This is a genomic window from Parabacteroides sp. AF39-10AC, from assembly GCF_003635405.1.
Taxonomy (GTDB): Bacteria; Bacteroidota; Bacteroidia; order Bacteroidales; family Tannerellaceae; genus Parabacteroides; species Parabacteroides distasonis.
The window spans coordinates 1-21,000 of record NZ_QTLP01000001.1; the positions used below are offsets into that span (position 1 = coordinate 1).

Below are 21,000 nucleotides of genomic sequence, written 5' to 3' on the forward strand. Positions count from 1 at the left end.
CTACCGCCTTGGACAAGCGTCTCGATTCCCTTCCGTACTTGGGAGGGGCCCTCCGCTATCAAATGACGAAGCAACACGTCTGAGCCCGTATTCACCCAGTAAGGGGCAAAGACACCACCTTTATTTATATAGTTCAATACAGACCATGGATTATAGACCACCTCATTCCCGAACAAGTAACCGTTATACCAGTGCTTGACCTCTGACTTCTGATCACCCAACGAGTATGAGTCGAGCAGCGTGTCGACATCCACTTGCGTGAAGCCAAACGCCGTACTCATCGGACGATCCAGCAAGGTATCCACGTCGATATTGTTCAGCCCGCTAAAGATCGACTCCTTGCTTACACGGAGGATACCCGTGATCACCCCCCGGAAGATGGACGTATTATCCTTGAAAACCATTGACATCAAATTACGCATGAAGACGATCATCCGATCATAAAAGCCCTTGTCGAAAGCCACATGAATGGGGGTGTCATACTCATCGAGCAATACCAGAGGGGGCATGCCCCAATGGAGCGTCAACAGTTCGGATAGCAAGCGGATCGAACCCTCTAATTGTCCCCGGGAAGCCTTGCCCTCATAAAGTGCCATAAAGTCATCCAAGTAATTAGGCCGCATCTTAGGAGAATCGAGCAAGTAAGCATGGCGAGTAAACTCGTTTTTCAACTCATAGCCTATTCTGACCAACGTGTCCTCGAACGTATCCGCCTTGCAGTCCTTCAACGTTAACATGATCACAGGGTATTGACCTTGATGCTTATCGAAATCCTTCCACTCCCGGATACGCTTGCCGTCGAACAACGGACGGAACACGTTACCATCCGTCTTCTCGAAGAAGTACCGCAGCATCGAAAGGTTCAGCGTCTTGCCGAAGCGACGCGGACGGGGAAGAAGCGTGATCAAAGCGCCTTCTTCTATTATTTGACGGATAAAATCGGTCTTATCCACATAATAATAGCCCTCATCTATCATTTTCTTGTAATCGCTGATGCCGATCGGTAGTCTTCTCGTTTCCATAAGTATCACTATTTTGAGTAGTGAATACAAATATAACAATTTATATGATAACAGCGATTATCACTTTTCCTTATTAATCTCATCATGTCAAAGAACGTTTCCCCCAGCGTTTGCGGCAAGGCACGTGGGGGAGCCTTTATGGTTCGTCGTATCAATCCGTCCGTTCTTGTATGCAGCGGATCGAATGAGCGTCGTACACTTGTTTTGCCGTGAAACAAATACCGGCCTGACTTTCAATAATTCCACCGCCCCGACTCACGGTAAATACTTGTCTTGATCCACCAGATCTATCAAAAGTACCCATGTATCCGGAAAATCCTACGTCATTCAATTGCGTAGGCATTGGGGGATAGCCCGTAAATCGAATATATGTCAGATGGGACTGATCCGCATCGTATCGTAAAAGGAGTCCTCCCTCCTTCACCGCAGATGAAGGAATACTCGTATTAAGTGCCGTCAATGGTTCAAGTTCAGCCTTACTAGGTACTCTCCAACCTGCAGGACAAGGATCGTGTACTGTTTTCGTGCTACCCCAAGCTGGCTGGGCTGCGTCCGAGCACCAACCTTGTCCACTCGCTCCAGCAATTTGGAACTGTGGATTTTTATATGCGTTACGAAGTGAAGTTCTCGACTTCATTTCCGGTATCAGCCAGTTAAAACCATCCGGTAAATACCGGTTCAGACAGTTCTTCGGAGGTGTCACCGCATTTAACGTGAAGGTATATTTATTAGGTAATTGTTCTGATGTATAAGCGCCGGGAAGCGGGTCTTTACGCCCATGCTGATAGTAAAAACCACCGACACGGGACATCTCTAAAGTAGTTCCGGGAACTTGCACATAGCCTTCGTAAGCCCCCAGGCTACGATCCATGAGAGGCTGCGTAGTGGTAGTGCCATTCGTTAGGACGAACTTTCTCTTATTCTTTTCCAATACGGTCTCCGTCCCTATGGCAGACGGAGCGTAGTCTGTTACCCAAACATGCCAGCTCCAAAGGATATTACCCGTCCCGTTCTCATCATCGTAAGCGGCGATTACTCCGCTGCCCCCGCTCGTGTTCGGGGCCACACGGCAATAGATACGGGCATCCGTGAGACTGGAGCCGTTCCTTAGCTCTACGATATTCGTATGGTCTTCGCTACTATTCACGACTCCAAGTACCGGATCGCCAAGATCACCATCCTCCAAGGTTTGCCAGAGTACCTTCACTGATTTGATGGGAGTCGAGATCATCTCGCCACTGACATCGCACCAATCCGTCCCCTGCATCACGGTATTATCTACGGTTACACCATTCACCGTATATTTATAGGGATTGAAGCAAAAAGCCCCACCCGGTACCACCATGAAACAGTTGGCCGTAGGCACCAGATTGTCATTATTGCTAGAGGCTGGGATCGGGTCGATGATCGTGACGCGTCGGTCGTCCACAGGGAGCTTAGTATGCGACATCGTTACATTATATATATAGTTCGTATTATCGAGTAAGTTGAATTCCTTGCTCACACTACCACCCAGATAGACCCGGTACTTTAGTTTCTTTTGGCTATCGCCACCGCCTCCCGTTACGAAACGGGAGATGAACGTGGCGTAAGCGCTACCCTTGGGGGCGTTTGCTTTCGTACGATAATAATCGGAGGTGGCGGCCGTGCTCTCCCCACGTACCAAGGAAGGGATCCAGCAGGAATAACGCCCTTCGTCCGATACGTTCTCTACTTGTATAGTGGCGTATTGATCCAATAGAGAGGGATAGGTATCCGTATTCTCTGGTCTCAACAACTTATACTCCACGGGAATGGATTGGAGCAAGACTTGCTCTAACTCATAGCCGGTTTTCTGAGGGAAATTCTTCCAATTCAGTGTCAACCGGGTAGCTAACCGGCGAAGGAGGATACGGATATCCGTACCGTCAGGACTTTGAATCTTGTAAGCACCGCCGTCGTTCACGACCTTCACTTTCGGAAGGTGCAAGATGTATGGCATAGCGTTGATTACAGACTTATCCGTTTCGTAGGCACTGGCGGTTATGCCCTCGATAGCGGAAGCGGTGGCAGTCGTGCCCTGTACCTCGGAAAGACTTTTCCCGCTAAGGGATCCGACTGTGTAGGTGGAATTTTTTTTGCCTCGGGCGATTATCACCAATTGGCAATCGGTCAAGGCATCCAAGGTTACCGTGAATGAGGAACCGATCTCTACATCTCCAATGCTTAGCCCTTTCCCCGACTTGAAATTACCGTTCGTATCATATTGCCAGACCTCCAAGCCGTAAAGTTTATCCGGCTTGACGGTAGCCAAAGCATCGTCTCCCCCAGCCTTGGTACGGCTGGCGGGGACCAACCGCACGTCGAAGCCTGCCTTTCCACCGCTCCCTATGACCTTAGTCGTGGGTGGTCCAGCCTCCAAAGAGCCGGCATCCACCTCGTCGGCGATACCCACGCATAAGGATACCTCCACCGTCTTGCCTCCACCCGTAGATGGACGGGGCGTATCGAGACGATCCTCGCAACTTGACATTCCTAACATCCATACTATTGACATCATGATCAATACTGCTTTTTGTAATTTTATTCCTATGACCTCCATACCTGCACGTGCTTTTTCACTACTACATTTCACATTTTTTTGCTTCAAACACGCTGTCTCTTTCTTACGTAGAAAGAGACAATAAAGAGAAATCGCTCTTTATCCGCTGTTTTTCAATCCCTTGGAAATGTTAATAGGACAAGGCACGTCACGCTCGACGGCTCACTATTGTTTGTCTTTTTAAATTTTGATAAAAGATTTAAGCACTCTCCTTGCCTTTATCAGCAATTTGAGCTACTTTTACACCCGAAAACGGATATTTATCCGTCATTCTGAAAGTTGTCTCTTTCTACGTAAGAAAGAGACATTTTTTTTCTCCCTACTTCTTTATTCTCAATCACTTCTATTTTTCGATTCATTTTACATTATCGTTTTTTTTACCGTTTGTCTCTTTACATCTCACTACTCATTTAACATTTAGGACTTACTGTCCGGAAAGGCACGCACGAGCTAGCACGATTCCCGACGGAAGAACCGTGTAAAGATCCATACATGCAAACTTCATATTGTTACATGACGTTGAATTGATTCACATTCTCCCGCGTTTCGAATTGACGGTCATAGAACCGCTCACAATAATCAAGTAGGAGTTTTATATTGTCTGTAATCAGTGATTTCGTATGCTTATACAACACCTGTACTCCACACAGCCGTAGAAGTGACAGGAATGGTGGAATTAAAGTTGTATGTATCTTTCAAGCAATTACAGGAAAGCCGACGAAGCTAGCTTACTTTAAAACAATGGATTTGAATGGAAAAAATTCATAACTATGAATGAAGAAAAACATAGTTATGAATTGAAAATTTCATAGTTATGATTTTTCAGTATCAAAATAGGCAAGTAATTCTTCTATCGTTTGGGTGATATAGGTACCGCCGGAAGTCTCATGGATGATAAAGTGGGTGGTCTTTAAATCGCCAGTCTCAATCCAGATATTCGATTCCACTTCCCGATTCGCCAAAATTCCGTTTCGCTGGAGCGCTTTACGCACCATAGCGTATTTCTGGCCATGTCCAACGAGGCGGATCTGTCGGGAGAATTGATTATCTATACGGAATAATCCGGTATCCTTATCGAAAACAATCCCTTTCCGGGCGAAGAAATTGCTTAGATGACCACTCAATGCCAAATCCTCGGGGGTACCGGTAGAGATACCATTCGCTTTGTCCATTAACCAGATCTTATCCGATATCTGGAGAGCCAGCTCCAAATCGTGAGTGGACATAAATATCGTCTTATTCGTTTTCCGGGTTAGATGATGGAGTAATTGCATAATCTCTACCTTGCTGGGAAAATCAAGGAATGCGGTAGGTTCATCCAAGTAAATAACCGGAGTCTCCTGAGCGAGCGCCTTAGCGATCATCACTTTCTGGCGTTCTCCATCCGATAAGGTATGGACCATGCGGGATGCTAGTTCCTCAATGCGGACAAGGGCGATGGATTCTTCCACGATCCGCTTATCATCCTTGCTCAACTTGCCCCAGAAGCCGGTATACGGGCTACGTCCCATCCCGACCAATTCCCGTACCAACATATTCCGGATCTCACATTTATCGGTCAGCACGACACCGATCGTGGTGCTCAATTCCTTATCGGAATAAGCATCTATATCTTTTCCTAGGACCAATATTTCCCCATCTAATTTAGGTTGGAAAGCCGATAACGTGCGCAATAAAGTAGACTTCCCCACCCCGTTAGCACCCAGCAAACAGGTTAATTCACCACTATAGATCGTAGAGTGTATACCTTTAGCTACCAGCTTTGTACTACTCTTAGAATGGTAACCGATCGAAAGTCCGTTAATATGAATCGTATCTTGTTTCATCTTACTCGTTCAATTCATTCTTTCGTTTTCTAAATAATACCGAAGCCACTACAGGAGCACCTACTAAAGCGGTTACCGAGTTGACAGGTAACGCTCCCTCGAACCCCGGCATACGGGCGATCAAATTACAGATCAACGCCAACGCCGCACCTGCGAATAAGACCGCAGGCATTAAAATCCGATGGTCGGAAGTTTGAAATATGGCCCGGCATAAATGCGGAACGGCTAGCCCCAAGAAGATAATAGGTCCGCAATAAGCCGTGACAATCGCCGTAAGGACCCCGGCCGAGGTGATAACCAACAAACGGGCCCGCTTGATATTAAGTCCCAAATTGCGTGCGTAGCTATCCCCAAGAAGCATCAAGTTCATGGTCTTGATAAGCAGGAACGAGAGAGGGATCAAGATTGTCATAAGAATCACGAACAACGTCATCTGATTACCGGAAACACGGGCGAAACTACCCAATCCCCAAATCACGTATGCACGGATATCCTCCTCGACGCTAAAGAATTTAAGTACACCGATCACGGCGTTTGCCACGTAACCGATCATCACACCGATAATCAACAACGTGACATTTCCTTTTACCTTTTGGGAAACATACACGATCAGCGCCATCACGGATAAGGAACCGATCACGGCCGCTATCGATAAGGCGATCTCCCCCATAAAACCAAGTTTACTCAAGGCAACGCCCCCTAAACTACCGCTTAACAACACCACAAAAGCGACACCCATGCTCGCTCCCGAACTGATACCTAAGACCGAAGGTCCGGCCAATGGATTACGGAAAACGGTTTGCATCTGTAAGCCGCTGATGGATAAGCCTGCTCCCGCTACCAACGCTGTCAATGCCTGTGGTAGTCGGGATTTCCAGATAATATTCTGCCATGTAATAGGCTCATTTCCTGAATTCCAGATAATATGCCAAACCGATTGAAGAGGAATAGAGACTGACCCCAACACCAAATTCAAAAAGATTAGAACAAAAATAGCCGTGACAATCGCCAGCATCCATAGGGTATTTGAATGTCTCATCAGTGTTCCTTATTTAAGTCGAGAATAATAGACCGGCTCATGATCCGGTAATAAATCCGGATGAAAGATATGAAGCAAATCCGCTAGGACGATCTCCGGTTCTGTCGGCATACTCTCATAAAACGGCGTGTTCTTCATATTACAATAGATAATCCCTTTCTCCCGGAACGCACGGAAATCCGCATAACGAGGATCTTGCTCTTTCAATGCCTCATAGCTAAACGTTCCCGGGAAACTATTCACGATACGCCAGTAATCAGCATCGTCCGCTTGGTTATAGACCGTCTCGAAGTCTAATGTAACACCACCGGATCGCTCATCGTCTTTCAAGAAATAATCAGCGCCGGCATCCTTGAAAAGCTGTGCCAAGAAACTCTTTCCTCCTACGGCATACCAGTTTCCACCCCGTAACTCGCCACTAAAAACGATCGGACGTTTTTTAACCTTGCCATCCGCCGTAAGTTCCTTTAATTCATTATACCTCTTCTCAATGGCGGCAAAACGCTCATTGCCCTCTTTCTCTACCCCTAACAACAAGCCTATGAACTTGATCCATTCAGCTTGTCCCAATGGCGTAGTCTCCTTATAACCCAAATGGGGAATCAAGGGGATACCCACGTCTTTCAGCGTCTCATAGCCTCCCCGCTTGAATGGCGATACAAGGATCAAATCAGGATTCATACTCATGATAACCTCGTTATCGAAATTTCCCTCTATACCGATCTTTGCGGTTTTACCTTCTTTCAGGCGTTCGTTCATCTCTTTATTGAACAAATGCCGTGTACTGGTAATCCCAACGACCTTATCCAAAGCACCCAATTTAATAAAATTCGATAATTGCAGGGAAGTCATACAGATAACGCTTCGGATGGGAAGCTCTATCATCGTATAATCAACGGGAATCCCCGTGGGTTTCGAACCTCTTTTTACGAACGCATAATGAAACGTGGTGCTTTCCTCGTTTTGAGGATCTTGAATATCAGCCAAGACATATTGATCCGCATAGGTAAGCTTGAATCCTTGGGCGTATAAAGGCTTAACCTGCTCTTGCGAGAATGCGGATTGCTCTACGGAAGCCGTCTTCCCTATTTCTCCTTTTTCACGGATACCTGAAGTACATGATAAAGTCAATACCGATAAAAGCAAGCATCCACCCGCTATAAACTTATTCATAATCCTTGTTTAATTGACAGTTGATCATTGACAGTTACTCTCGTCCTGCTCCACGGGACAGCAACATTTATTTATGAACCGGCAGGTCTTCTGACTTACTTCCATTCTGGACGCCTTCCCGATTACGAAACCAGTGGCCAAGGTATTGTCCGAATGTTTAGAAGTTCACAGCAGCGTGGTCTGTCCGGGATTCTCACCCGGTTCCCTTTTAATCCGCCTCCCGGAAAAAGAGATAAGCGGAGCCTATTACAGCGACAAAAGTAGTAAGAATATTTGTATACATCCGCAATTTTAAGGACTTTTGCGTTTCAAATAAAAACAGATACACATGAATCATCCTATTCACTTCGTCTCATTAGGTCCCGGTGATCCGGAATTAATTACGCTGAAAGGGCTTAAAACATTACAAAAGGCTGATATTATCTATTGTCCTGCTACACAAGGCAAGCATGGAATCATATCTCGGGCGACGGATATATTGAAAGCTATTGAGGTAGACGAATCCTTGATCCATCCGTTTATTTTGCCAATGAGTAAGGAACGGACAGATGCGTTAAACGCTTATAACGAATTGTTTCTGGATGCCCAAGCTGAATATTTGAAAGGAAAACAAATCGTGATCGTCGCCGAGGGAGACGCTGGTTTTTATTCATCTATACAATATGTATACGATAAATTCGAGGAAGCAGGAATCCCGGTCGATCGAATCGCAGGAATTCCGGCATTTATAGCGGCAGGTGCCTTGGCCGGGATACATATCGTAAAACAAGAGGAGCAAATTAACGTAATCCCCGGGACTGCGTCGTTCGATGAACTTTCGGCAAAAATAGAAAATGGAATGATCATCGTCATCATGAAATTACCGGGTTGCCAAGAGGCTATTCATACTTGTATCCGGCAGTATGCGGATAAGGCGGTTTTTCATTATTTCGAGAATGTTGGAACAGGAAAAGAATATTATACTACTGATATCACCACTATACATTCCAAGGATTTCCCCTATTTCTCCCTACTGATTATCCAACCTCGCTAAAAGAAGAAGGCTGCCCGGAGAGTAACCAAACCCGGACAGCCCATCTTATTACGCTACATGCAATATATGCTTAAGCTGATCGATATGGAAACGAAGTGTATCCATATAAGGTTTCACTGAATTATGATACATGATCGCTTTTGCGTGCATATCTTCCAACTCGCTTACTTTACGGTTCGCCTCACGCATTTTACAAGCGTTGTAGCGAATACCCGATACATGTCCTTTGATATCCTCGATCGCTTGGTTTCCCCGGTTGAAGATAGACTCTGCTTCTTCCGGAGCGTATACCGTATAGGCTTGGGCAACGTCATCCAGTAATGCCTGTTGATAAGAGCCGGCTATCGGGAGCAATTGATGGATCGCATGATGACATAAAGAATGAACCTCGTTTTGAAGCTTCTTCAATTCTACTTCCCACTTTGATTCACATACTTCATCCAATTGTTTGACTTCCGCTACGACACGGCCGCTAAACAATTCCACTACCATCTTTTCCCATGCTTCTGCTACCCACGATTTAGTAGCAAATGTAACCTGACTAAATCTTACTGTTGACATAACCTTAAATTTACATATTATATTGCTAATGTTATTAATCTCTTATCTGTTTCAATTTATCACACTCAAATCATTTTATCTTTCTTTTTATCGTTGCGACACCACAAAATTAATCAAATTATCATAGATGGATAATTTTAAAGACTATTTTATAATTCTTTAAGAGTGCGACAAGCAAAACGTATGATTTTTGCAAAGTTCACTTTACAAAAAGTTTAATTTCAAGCCTAACAGCTATCACAAAAAGCAAGATCATCGCCATCTTCGCACAAAAATATCAAAATAACACAATCTTATTATTCCATAAAGGGGGAAAACCTTGTTCCGTATCATTTTGTTATTATAATAAATTAGATTTACTTTGTTCAAACTATATAAACTTACATAAAGCACATGAAATCGGACATTGAGATAGCAAGAGAAACAGACTTGCGTAAAATTAAGGAAGTTGCGACAACGTTAGGTATCCCTCGTGAGGAAGTACAAAATTATGGCAGGTATATTGCCAAGGTTCCTATCCATTTGATCGATAAAAAGCAAATGGACCAGCATAATTTAATTTTAGTGACCGCTATCACTCCCACTAAAGCGGGAATCGGAAAGACTACGGTTTCGATCGGTCTGGCTTTAGGTCTGAATAAAATAGGGAAGAAAGCGGTGGTCGCTTTACGTGAGCCGTCTCTTGGCCCGTGTTTCGGCATGAAAGGTGGTGCTGCCGGAGGTGGATATGCCCAAGTGCTTCCTATGGAAAACATCAACTTGCATTTTACAGGGGATTTTCATGCGGTTACTTCCGCCCACAATATGATTACCGCTTTATTGGATAACTATATTTATCAGACTCGCAACACCTGCGAGGGGTTAAAGGAGATCAAATGGAAACGGGTTCTTGACGTAAACGACCGTAGCTTACGTAACATCGTATCGGGTCTAGGCGGCTCGGCGAACGGTGTCCCTACCGAGACCGGATTTGACATCACTCCCGCTTCAGAGATCATGGCGATCCTTTGCTTGGCTACGGATATAGAGGATTTGAAACGACGTGTCGGAAATATTTTATTGGGTTATACAAACGAAGATAAGCCTTTCACGGTAAATGATCTTGGCATAGCCGGAGCTATTACCGTATTGCTAAAAGACGCATTACTGCCGAACCTAGTACAAACAACGGAGAATACTCCCGCATTTGTACATGGAGGTCCTTTCGCTAATATCGCCCATGGATGTAATTCCATATTGGCCACCCAAATGGCTCTTACTTATGGAGATTATGTGATTACGGAGGCTGGTTTCGGCGCTGATCTGGGCGCAGAGAAATTCTTTAATATCAAATGTAGAAAAGCGGGGCTTTCACCGAAACTGACAGTCATCGTAGCGACTGCCCAGAGCTTAAAACTTCATGGTGGCGTTCCTGAAAAAGAAATCAAGGAACCGAATATCGAAGGATTAAAGAACGGATTCACTAACTTAGATAAACACATTGAGAATATGAAGAGCTTCGGACAGCAAGTAATCGTGACTTTCAACCGTTTCGCTACCGATACGGACGAGGAGATCGCTTTAGTGGCTGAGCATTGCAAGGAAAAAGGGGTTGGATTCGCCATGAATAACGTTTTCTCTGAAGGAGGTGAAGGGGGTACGGAACTTGCCCGCTTAGTGGTTGATACGATCGAAAATCATCCTTCCGCTCCTTTACAATATACATATGATCTGAATGATCCGATCCGTACGAAGGTACAAAAAGTGGCCCAGAAGATATACGGAGCCTCTTCGATTGTTTATACGACTTTGGCCGATAAAAAATTGCGTCAGATCGAAAGCTTGGGTATTTCCCATTATCCGATCTGTATCGCCAAGACTCAATATTCATTCTCTTCCGATCCGAAAGCTTATGGGGTCGCCAAGGATTTCGAACTAAAAGTACGAGATGTAATCATCAATAACGGAGCCGAGATGATCGTTGTCGTCATGGGCGAGATCATGCGTATGCCGGGGCTCCCTAAAGAGCCGCAAGCCCGAAAGATCGATATCGTGGATGGCATGATTGAGGGATTGAGTTAATAGACAGTAAAACAATTTAAATAAAAAAAGGTACGCCTCACACATTCAGTAAGGCGTACCTTTTTTATAACCACTCTCGCCCCGAAACCGGGGGGCGATCAATAAGCTCTGGCGAACAGTACCCGGCAAGCCGACGGTTTACCTGTCACCATACACTTACCCGGAGTCTTATCACCAGCTAAAGGAATACAGCGGATCGTAGCTTTCGTCTCGTTCTTGATCAATTCTTCTGTTTCCGGGGTTCCATCCCAGTGGGCCATGATGAAGACGCCATCCTCGATCTTCTCCTTAAATTCCTCATACGTATCTACGTTTATGATGTTAGCCTCACGGTGATCGTACGCTTTCTTGAAGATATTCGCTTGGATTTCCTCCAACAGATTCTTCACGTATTCCTCAATGCCATCACACGTGATCGTCTCCTTCTCCAAAGTATCACGGCGCATTACTTCGATCGTATTATTCTCCAAATCACGACCACCCATAGCCAAACGCACGGGAACACCTTTTAACTCGTACTCAGCGAACTTCCAGCCCGGCTTCTTGTTATCAGCGTCATCATATTTCACGGAAATGCCTAACGCTTTCAATTTAGCCACGATACCAGCGACCTTCTCGCTGATCTGCGTCAATTGCTCAGCGCTACGGTAGATCGGTACGATCACAACCTGTATCGGAGCCAAATGTGGAGGCAATACCAAACCGTTATCATCAGAGTGAGACATAATCAACGCTCCGATCAAACGTGTGGAAACACCCCAAGAAGTAGCCCAAGCATAGTCGCTCTTACCGTTCTTGTCGATGAAAGTAACGTCGAAAGCCTTACCGAAGTTCTGCCCCAAGAAATGGGAAGTTCCCGCCTGCAAAGCTTTTCCATCCTGCATCATCGCCTCGATCGTATAGGTATCCAAAGCACCGGCGAAACGCTCGCTCTCAGACTTCACGCCCTTTATTACCGGCATTGCCATATAATTCTCTGCGAAGTTCGCATAAACGTCTTGCATCTTCTTAGCTTCTATCTCCGCTTCTTCACGAGTAGCGTGAGCGGTATGGCCTTCCTGCCACAAGAACTCAGCCGTACGAAGGAACAAGCGAGTACGCATCTCCCAGCGCATCACGTTCGCCCATTGGTTGCACAAGATAGGCAGGTCACGGTAAGACTGAATCCAGTTACGGTATGTATTCCATATAATGGTCTCCGAAGTCGGGCGAATGATCAATTCCTCTTCCAGTTTAGCTGCCGGATCTACGACAACCCCCGTACCGTCATGATTTGTCTTCAAACGATAGTGAGTAACCACGGCGCACTCCTTGGCGAACCCTTCTACGTGCTCAGCTTCTTTGCTTAAGAAAGACTTCGGGATCAGCAAGGGGAAATAAGCGTTCACATGACCGGTTTCCTTGAACATATCGTCTAGGATACGTTGCATCTTCTCCCAGATAGCGTATCCGTAAGGCTTGATCACCATACAACCACGCACGGCGGAATTCTCCGCCAAATCTGCCTTAATTACCAAATCTTGGTACCACTGCGAATAGTTTACACTTCTCGGTGTAAGTTCTTTCAGCTCTTTTGCCATTTCTTTATATTTCTAAATTATACTGTTTTCCTTAATCTGAATAAGTAATGGGTTGCAAAGGTAAGAAATAATCGTATATCTTTGTAAAAACTATATATAGATAATATCATGAATATACACAAGATCACACGTTACTTACTTATGTTATGTACATTTACGTTCTTAACTCTCACGGCGAAAGGGCAAGATGGAGAGCCTTTGCGACTGGCCGTGGCAGGGGTATCCCACGGACATCTATGGGAGGTGATAAGCCGTTTGGATAGAGGCGATTTCAAGATTGTAGGAGTCGCCGAGAAAGATGATTACTTACGGGAACATAACGGTCTGCGGGATAAGCTGGATCCTAACCTATTCTATGCGGACCTTGGCGAGATGCTGGATAAGACCCATCCGGAGGCGGTCATCGTATACGAGCCGATCCACGACCATCTTCGTGTGGTAGAGGCTTGCGCACCGAGAGGCATACATGTTATGGTAGAAAAGCCATTGGCCGTCAATAACGAACATGCTACCCGAATGGCATCGCTCGCCCGTGAGAAAAATATCTTGTTGCTTACCAACTACGAGACTACGTGGTATAATACTAACCATGAGGCATTCCGCCTTATCGACAGCGGTGCTATCGGGAAGATCGATCGTATCAACGTATACGACGGGCATCAAGGTCCCTTCGAGATCAACTGCGGAAAAGAGTTCACGGACTGGTTAACTGACCCCGTGCTGAATGGCGGCGGGGCGGTTATCGATTTTGGATGTTACGGAGCCAACTTAGCCACCCGTCTCATGAAAGATGAAAAGCCTCTTAGCGTATACGCCGTACTACGGCAGAATAAACCGAATCTTTATCCCAAGGTAGACGATGACGCGACTATTATCGTGGAATATCCTTCCGCGACCGTCCAGATCATGGGATCATGGTGTTGGCCGATGGGTAGAAAAGATATGCATATCTATGGCGACAAAGGATATATCTACCAAGATACACCTAAGGAAATGCGAATTTATACCAACGGAAAGGAGCGCCAAGAAATAGCACCTTCCTTGAACGCTCCTTATAATGATTCCTTTTATTTCTTGAAAGCCGCTGTCCGTAAAGAGATTGACGTACCTCCCACGGACCTTTCCTCGTTGGAGAATAACCTAATGGTAGTGCGGATATTGGACGCTGCCATTCAAAGCGCAAAATCTAAAGCGGTTATCCAGCTCTTTTGAGAGTTTAAAACACCTCTTTCCAATGTTTTAGATTCGTATCGATGGTATCCAAGACCTCCTTGCTTCGCCCCTCCATCATTAACTTATACATGGTTTGGGCAAAACCAAGCATTTGGGAGAACTCAATCTTGGGAGGCATCGCTAATGCGTTCGGATCGGTCATGATGTTAACCAAGGCCGGTCCGTCAGCGTTAAACACTTTCTGCAAGGTGGGGAATACATCGTCGGGGTTGATCACGTTGTAGCCCGCCATTCCCATTGAAAGGGCTACCCGGGCGAAATCCGGGTTCAACATCGTGGTCTGCCAATCCGGCAGTCCAGCCACCTCCATCTCAAGTTTTACCATTCCTAGGGAACGGTTATTAAACACGATTAATTTAATCGGCAAATGGTATTGCACGATCGTAGCAAGGTCGCCCAACAACATTGAGATACCTCCATCACCACACAACGCAACGACTTGCCTACCGGGGTAAGCCAATGCCGCCCCTATCGCTTGCGGCATGGCGTTCGCCATCGAGCCATGATTGAATGATCCCAACATCTTCCGCATACCCGTAGCTTGCAAATAGCGGGCACCCCATACACAAGTCATACCCGTATCCACGGTAAATATGGCGTCGTCCGAGCTAAGCTCGTCTACGACCGAGATCACGTACTCTGGCTGTATCTTCTCTTCTTTCCCCCGGACAGCGGCGGCAGAACGGAGATTTTCCCGAACTTTCTCATATTTAGCCAACTGTTCCCGCAAGAAACTATCATCTTCTTTCTGGTGAATCAACGGAATCAACTCATCCAAAGTATCCTTCACATCGCCACAAAGCCCCATTTGTATCTTGGCACGACGCCCCAGACGATTCGGATTGATATCCACCTGTACGATCGTGTTGCTCTCTGGCATGAATGCCTCGTATGGAAAATCGGTTCCCAACAACACCAACACCTCTGCCTCGTGCATACTATAATAGCCGGAAGGCATGCCCAATAGACCGGTCATCCCCACCTCGTTCGGATTATCGTATTGGATCTCCATCTTACCCTTGAAAGAATAGGCTACCGGAGCATTCAGTAATTTAGCCAACTGCACCAATTCCGGATGGGCATCTTTCGCCCCTATTCCACAATAAAGTGTCACTTTCTTTGCGTTATTCAACAAATCCGCTAATTCCCGGATTTCCTGTTCGGCGGGACAAACCCGTTGTCGCGTAGGAAAAGAAATGGTAGAGGACAAACCCGCTGTAGCATTCTCTGCCGCCAAGTCACCTGGAAGTCCGATCACCCCGACCCCACGTGATGAGATCGCCGCTTGCATAGCGCCTTGAAGCATCCGGGGAAATTGTTCCGGCGTAGTGGCTACTTGGTTATAATAGCTACAATCATCGAATAATTTGATCGTATTTGTCTCTTGGAAATATTCCGTACCAAACTCCCGGGAAGGGATCGTGGAAGCGATCGCCAAGACCCGTGCTCCGGATCGTTGGGCATCATACAGCCCATTAATTAAATGTACATGCCCGGGGCCACTACTACCTGCGCAACAAGCCAACTCGCCTGTCAACTGGGCCTCCGCCGCAGCGGCATAAGCCCCCGTTTCCTCATGACGGACATGAATCCACCGCAATCTGCCGTTTTTCCGAACAGCCTCGTTCACCTCATTCAGGCTATCGCCTGTCACGGCGTATATACGTCGTACGCCTGCTTTTTCCAGCGTATCCACTAACTGGTCCGCAACTTTCTTCGCCATAGTTTAAACTCTTCTTTTTATTTTATAAGAAAACTATCAAGGGCTGGAGAAAGTTTTTGGAAAGGCTGATTTTTATTTGATGCAATCCGTCAATGTTCGTAAAAAAGCGACAATCGCAGTCTCCTCTTCCTGAGATAAAGCTAAGTTCCCCAGTTCATCCTTATTTACGGTCTCGGGATATTCCGCCGGGGGGAAATCCTCTACATCCCTTACATTATGAAGCTAAATAGACACTTCACGACCCCTTCCGAGGTGATACGGGCGTATTTATCGGCAAAACCTTTTTCCGGGATATGGCATATAGTAAACATATCACCAAATGTACGATTTATTTCTCAAGATATATGAGCGATGGCCTCTATTTATGGAGAGACATCCCCATGTAGATACCGATGCAATAAGGAATTAACCAGATGAACCACACAACAATGCTAAATCTGTTGAAATGCTGCTTGGCTTTTAACGAACCTTTAAAGTAAGTCCAAATCGCCCAGATCGCATGGATTAGCATCAAGCAAATAGCGATAATTCCCGTTACGGTATGCGCCGTATCATGCAGATGGGTCAGCTGGGCGATATGCTCCATCAAGCCCGTTCCAATAGCGTCCGCATAAAGTCCTAATACAAAAAACCAAAGATGCCACGCTTTTAACTGTCCTTGGAAACGCTCGCCCCAGACCCCGATCGTATAGCATATCAAGGCGGATGATATCACACAAATGGCCGTAATCAGTAAATGAATATCAAGTTGATTGAATACCATATTTTTCCTTTTTCAAAAAGAACAGAAGCTTCCTAAAAAAGTTCAGGCTATTGGCAAAGAATTCATACATTCGCGTGTCTAAATAAAAACGACAGGGCAATCCCGTTGAAAAATATGAAACAAAATATACTCGCTCTCTATCTGATCAAGTTATCCAAATGGTTCTCGCTCGTAATGCCTATCATTGTCCTTTTCTATGAGGATCATGGGTTAGGATTGCAAGACGTATTTATTTTGAAGAGTGTCTACTCGGTCGCCGCTGTCGCTTTGGAGATTCCCTCGGGCTACCTAGCGGACGTATGGGGACGTAAGAAATGCTTGATTCTAGGTTGTATACTGTTCTTTGGTGGGTACCTATGTTATTCTTTCACCTCCACTTTCACGGCATTTCTCTTTGCCGAGATCCTGTTGGGAACCGGGCAAACCTTGGTAAACGGAGCGGATTCGGCGCTGCTCTACGATACAACCGTACGATATAAAAAAGAAGAACTTTACTTGCGGTACGAGGGACGTATCACGATGATCGGTAATTTCGCCGAGGCCATCGCCGGGATATTCGGTGGATTGCTGGCCGCTTATTCCTTGCGATTGCCGTTTTACGCCCAAGCGTTTGTCGCCTTTATCGGCATTCCGGCAGCGTTCGCCTTGCAGGAATTCAATACTAAGAGTAAGGTGCAGAACCCGGTTTCCGAGATTCTCCGCATTTTGAAATATTCCTTGGTTACGAACCGTAGGCTATGCTATAACATCATGTTCTCCGGTATCATCGGAGCCGCTACATTAACGATGGCATGGTTCGTGCAGCCCGTATTGATGAAGTTGGAAACCCCGACCTCCTATTACGGTGTTATTTGGACCGTGCTCAATCTGACGGTGGGATTGTCCGCCCTCTATTCTGATCAGGTAGAGCGGTATTTCGGGATGCGTAAATCAAACACGTTTATACTACTTATAATCGTAGGTGGATATATATCGCTCGCTTATAACCTTACTTATTGGGGATTAGCGATCTTGTTCATTTTCTATATAGTCCGGGGCTTCGCCACACCGATTTTGAAAGGTTACATTAATCAAATGACCTTCTCGGAGATGCGGGCTACGGTCTTGTCGATCCGTAACTTTGTGATCCGCTTGATATTCGCTGCCATCGCCCCATTTATAGGTTGGCTAAATGATTTCTATTCTTTACGTGTCGCCCTGTTAGTTTCCGCCGGAATTATTGCCATACCCGGAATTTTATTCTTAGTTTTGCAATTCCGTAAAGCAGATTAAAAATATAATAGCATGAAAAGACAACTTATGACCGGACTGTTTGCCGCTTTGGCTTTCACAGCGGTAGCCCAGTCGAATGAGTGGCGAGACCCCGAGGTCAACGCCGTAAACCGTGCCCCGATGCACGCCAATTTCTTCGCCTACGAGACCGCCGAGGTGGCAGCGAAGGACGCCAAGGAACAATCCCAGAACTTCATGACCTTGAACGGTCCTTGGAAATTCTTTTGGGTAAAGAACGCTGACGCTCGTCCTACCGATTTCTGGCGGACCGATTACAACGACAAAGGATGGAACAATATGCCTGTGCCCGGTGTATGGGAACTGAACGGATATGGAGATCCTCTCTACGTAAACGTTGGTTACGCTTGGCGTGAGCAATTCAAGAACAACCCGCCCGAGGTCCCTACCGTTAATAACCATGTGGGTTCCTACCGTCGTGAGATCATGGTTCCTGCCAGCTGGAACGGAAAAGAGATCATCGCCCATTTCGGCTCCGTTACCTCCAATATGTATTTGTGGGTAAACGGGAAGTACGTAGGCTATAGCGAAGATAGCAAGCTGGAAGCGGAGTTTAACTTAACTCCTTACTTGAAACCCGGACAAAAAAACCTGATCGCTTTCCAAGTATTCCGCTGGTGTGATGGCACTTATCTGGAAGACCAAGATTTCTTCCGTTACAGCGGTGTCGGACGTGATTGTTATTTATACGCCCGTAACCCAAAGCAACAGATCGCCGATATACGTGTGACTCCGGATCTGGACGCTCAATACCAAAATGGCTCGTTGGCTGTCAACCTGACCATGAAGGGTAAAGGTACGGTAGAGCTTGAACTATTGGATGCCCAGAATAAAGCTGTCGCTACCCAATCCTTGAACGCTTCCGGAAAGGTCAGCACGACGATAGAAGTCTCCTCTCCCCACAAATGGACTGCGGAGACTCCTTATCTATATACTTTACGGGCTACTTTAAAAGAGGGAGGCAAAACAATCGAAGTAATCCCTGTAAAAGTAGGCTTCCGTAAGATCGAATTAAAGAACGCCCAGATACTCGTGAATGGGCAACCGGTTCTTTTCAAGGGTGCCGACCGTCACGAGATGGATCCCGATGGCGGTTATGTCGTTTCACGTGAACGCATGATACAGGACATACAGATCATGAAGAAATTCAACTTGAACGCCGTTCGTACCTGCCACTACCCGGATGATAACTTCTGGTACGATCTTTGCGATAAATACGGTATCTATGTCGTAGCCGAGGCCAATGTAGAGTCTCACGGAATGGGATACGGCGAGGAAACGTTAGCCAAGAACCCATCTTATAAGAAAGCGCATCTGGAACGTAACCAACGTAACGTCCAACGTGGTTTCAACCATCCGAGTATAATCTTCTGGTCCTTGGGTAACGAGGCGGGATACGGTCCTAACTTCGAGGCCGCTTACGATTGGATCAAAAACGAGGATCCCAGCCGTGCCGTACAATACGAGCAGGCCGGAAAGACCGGAAAGACAGATATCTTCTGCCCGATGTATTACAACTACGAGGATTGCGCTAAATACTGCGAGGACAACTCCATGCAAAAGCCTTTGATACAATGTGAGTACGCCCATGCCATGGGTAACTCTCAAGGTGGTTTCAAGGAATATTGGGATTTGATCCGTAAATACCCGAAATATCAAGGAGGCTTCATCTGGGACTTCGTGGATCAATCCGTACGCTGGACCGGCAAGAACGGGAAAATGATCTATGCTTATGGCGGCGATTTCAATAAGTTCGACGCTAGCGATAATAACTTCTGCGATAACGGCTTGATCAGCCCGGATCGTGTTCCGAACCCGCATATGTACGAGGTGGGGTATTATTACCAAGATATCTGGACAACCCCCGGCGATCTGTCGAAAGGTGAGATCAAGGTGTACAACGAGAATTTCTTCCGTGACCTTTCCGCTTATTATCTGGAATGGGAAATGCTGAAAGGTGGCAAGGTTGTTCGTAGCGGACGTGTCGATGACCTGAAAGTAGCTCCCCAGCAAACATCAACAATCCGATTGGATCTAGGCGAGACTTGCCAATGCACGGAATGGTTGCTGAATGTATCTTATAAACTGAAGAACCGTGAGGGTTTATTACCCGCCGGACATACCGTAGCCAAGGATCAGCTGACGTTGAATCCATACAAGGCTCCATCTATGGAATTGAAAAACGTGGAGACAACCAATATCGAAACCAAGGCTCCAGTCGTACAAGATAGCGATGCGAATTACCTGATCGTGGAAGGTTGTGGTTTCCGTACCGAGTTCAATCGAGAGAATGGTTATCTGATCAAATACGAGGTAAACGGCCAAGACATGATCAAGGAAGGAGAGGCTTTGACTCCTAACTTCTGGCGCGCGCCGACAGACAATGATTTCGGAGCTGGCCTACAGAAAAAGTACGCCGCATGGAAGAATCCGGAGATGAAGCTGACTTCTCTTAACCAACGGATGGAGAACAAGCAAGTGATCGTAGAGGCCGCTTACGATATGCCGACCGTATCCGCCAAGTTGAACTTGACGTACGTGATCAATAACAAGGGTGCGATCAAGGTTACCCAGAAAATGACAGCAGACAAGAATGCCAAGGTATCCCCCATGTTCCGCTTCGGTATGCAAATGCCGATGCCGAGATCATTCGAGAATATCGAATACTACGGCCGTGGTCCCGTGGAGAATTATATCGACCGCAAGGGTAACGCCGACTTGGCTATTTACCGCCAGACCGTAGATGAGCAATTCTATTCGTATATCCGTCCGCAAGAGAATGGAACGAAATCGGATATCCGCTGGTGGAAAATGCTGAACGAGGCTGGCAACGGTATCGAGGTTGTAGCCTCTGCCCCATTCTCCGCTTCCGCTTTACATTATACGATCGAGTCTTTGGATGACGGTGCCCGGAAGGATCAAAGACACTCTCCCGAAGTAGAGGAAGCTGACTTGACAAACCTTTGTCTCGATAAGGTGCAGATGGGATTGGGCTGTGTAAATAGCTGGGGAACTATCGCACTCCCGGAATATCAAATTCCTTACGGCGACTATGAGTTCACGTTCATTCTTACTCCGGTAAAACATAGCATCGAGATCGAGTAAAACGAATCTT

At 46.2% G+C, this 21,000-nt stretch carries 14 protein-coding genes, 2 pseudogenes and 1 riboswitch; of the genes and pseudogenes, 5 read left to right on the forward strand and 11 right to left on the reverse strand.

Features of this window, described 5'->3' with window-relative positions; all coding sequences use genetic code 11:
- The 6 genes and pseudogenes from DW033_RS00005 to DW033_RS00025 form a co-directional block, all read right to left on the reverse strand.
- A partial coding sequence (locus DW033_RS00005) for an AAA family ATPase (RefSeq protein ID WP_158595230.1) occupies positions 1-1,022 on the reverse strand: 1,022 nt, incomplete at its 3' end.
- A gap of 151 nt (positions 1,023-1,173) precedes the next feature.
- A complete protein-coding gene (locus tag DW033_RS00010; protein ID WP_233554114.1) occupies positions 1,174-3,561 on the reverse strand; it encodes a DUF4906 domain-containing protein in 2,388 nt (795 codons plus the stop codon).
- 569 nt (positions 3,562-4,130) lie between these two features.
- Positions 4,131-4,229: pseudogene (locus DW033_RS25255) on the reverse strand (AraC family transcriptional regulator); the annotation flags it as partial.
- A gap of 186 nt (positions 4,230-4,415) precedes the next feature.
- A complete protein-coding gene (locus tag DW033_RS00015; RefSeq protein ID WP_008779842.1) occupies positions 4,416-5,429 on the reverse strand; it encodes an ABC transporter ATP-binding protein in 1,014 nt (337 codons plus the stop codon).
- A 1-nt stretch (position 5,430) separates the two neighbouring features.
- A complete protein-coding gene (locus tag DW033_RS00020; protein ID WP_044546063.1) occupies positions 5,431-6,468 on the reverse strand; it encodes an iron ABC transporter permease in 1,038 nt (345 codons plus the stop codon).
- A 9-nt stretch (positions 6,469-6,477) separates the two neighbouring features.
- Complete coding sequence (locus DW033_RS00025) at positions 6,478-7,641, reverse strand: ABC transporter substrate-binding protein (protein ID WP_122380547.1); 1,164 nt, start codon at positions 7,639-7,641, stop codon at positions 6,478-6,480.
- A 62-nt stretch (positions 7,642-7,703) separates the two neighbouring features.
- Positions 7,704-7,903: riboswitch (cobalamin riboswitch) on the reverse strand.
- A gap of 66 nt (positions 7,904-7,969) precedes the next feature.
- Here DW033_RS00025 and DW033_RS00030 point away from each other — a divergent pair.
- Positions 7,970-8,674 carry a precorrin-2 C(20)-methyltransferase gene (locus DW033_RS00030; protein WP_044546061.1) on the forward strand — a complete coding sequence of 235 codons (705 nt, stop codon included), beginning with the start codon at positions 7,970-7,972 and terminating at the stop codon, positions 8,672-8,674.
- A 48-nt stretch (positions 8,675-8,722) separates the two neighbouring features.
- On the opposite strand, the gene DW033_RS00035 is transcribed toward DW033_RS00030, so the two are convergent.
- Positions 8,723-9,235, reverse strand: a complete 513-nt coding sequence (locus DW033_RS00035) for a hypothetical protein (RefSeq protein ID WP_048927265.1) — start codon at positions 9,233-9,235, stop codon at positions 8,723-8,725.
- A 393-nt stretch (positions 9,236-9,628) separates the two neighbouring features.
- Between DW033_RS00035 and DW033_RS00040 the strand changes: the two genes are divergently transcribed.
- Complete coding sequence (locus DW033_RS00040; RefSeq protein WP_048927264.1) at positions 9,629-11,296, forward strand: formate--tetrahydrofolate ligase; 1,668 nt, start codon at positions 9,629-9,631, stop codon at positions 11,294-11,296.
- 98 nt (positions 11,297-11,394) lie between these two features.
- Here the strand turns inward: DW033_RS00040 and proS are convergent, their stop codons facing one another.
- On the reverse strand, positions 11,395-12,876 hold the full coding sequence (proS, locus tag DW033_RS00045) for a proline--tRNA ligase (protein WP_005862574.1): 1,482 nt from the start codon (positions 12,874-12,876) through the stop codon (positions 11,395-11,397).
- Between the two features lie 108 nt (positions 12,877-12,984).
- Between proS and DW033_RS00050 the strand changes: the two genes are divergently transcribed.
- Positions 12,985-14,088, forward strand: a complete 1,104-nt coding sequence (locus DW033_RS00050) for a Gfo/Idh/MocA family protein (protein WP_048927263.1) — start codon at positions 12,985-12,987, stop codon at positions 14,086-14,088.
- A 4-nt stretch (positions 14,089-14,092) separates the two neighbouring features.
- On the opposite strand, the gene DW033_RS00055 is transcribed toward DW033_RS00050, so the two are convergent.
- The 3 genes and pseudogenes from DW033_RS00055 to DW033_RS00065 form a co-directional block, all read right to left on the reverse strand.
- Entirely contained in the window at positions 14,093-15,832 is a 1,740-nt protein-coding gene (locus DW033_RS00055; RefSeq protein WP_048927262.1) for a thiamine pyrophosphate-dependent enzyme, read from the reverse strand.
- Between the two features lie 72 nt (positions 15,833-15,904).
- Positions 15,905-16,051 (reverse strand): annotated as a pseudogene (locus DW033_RS00060) (cytochrome-c peroxidase); the annotation flags it as partial.
- A 139-nt stretch (positions 16,052-16,190) separates the two neighbouring features.
- Positions 16,191-16,595 (reverse strand): HsmA family protein, encoded by a 405-nt coding sequence (locus DW033_RS00065; RefSeq protein WP_048927261.1) that lies wholly within the window; start codon positions 16,593-16,595, stop codon positions 16,191-16,193.
- A gap of 114 nt (positions 16,596-16,709) precedes the next feature.
- On the opposite strand from DW033_RS00065, the gene DW033_RS00070 reads away from it, so the two are divergent.
- Both DW033_RS00070 and DW033_RS00075 read left to right on the forward strand, forming a co-directional pair.
- Complete coding sequence (locus DW033_RS00070; RefSeq protein ID WP_048927260.1) at positions 16,710-17,867, forward strand: MFS transporter; 1,158 nt, start codon at positions 16,710-16,712, stop codon at positions 17,865-17,867.
- A gap of 12 nt (positions 17,868-17,879) precedes the next feature.
- Positions 17,880-20,990, forward strand: coding sequence for a glycoside hydrolase family 2 TIM barrel-domain containing protein (locus tag DW033_RS00075; protein ID WP_048927259.1), 3,111 nt, complete (start codon positions 17,880-17,882; stop codon positions 20,988-20,990).
- Positions 20,991-21,000 lie beyond the last annotated feature (10 nt).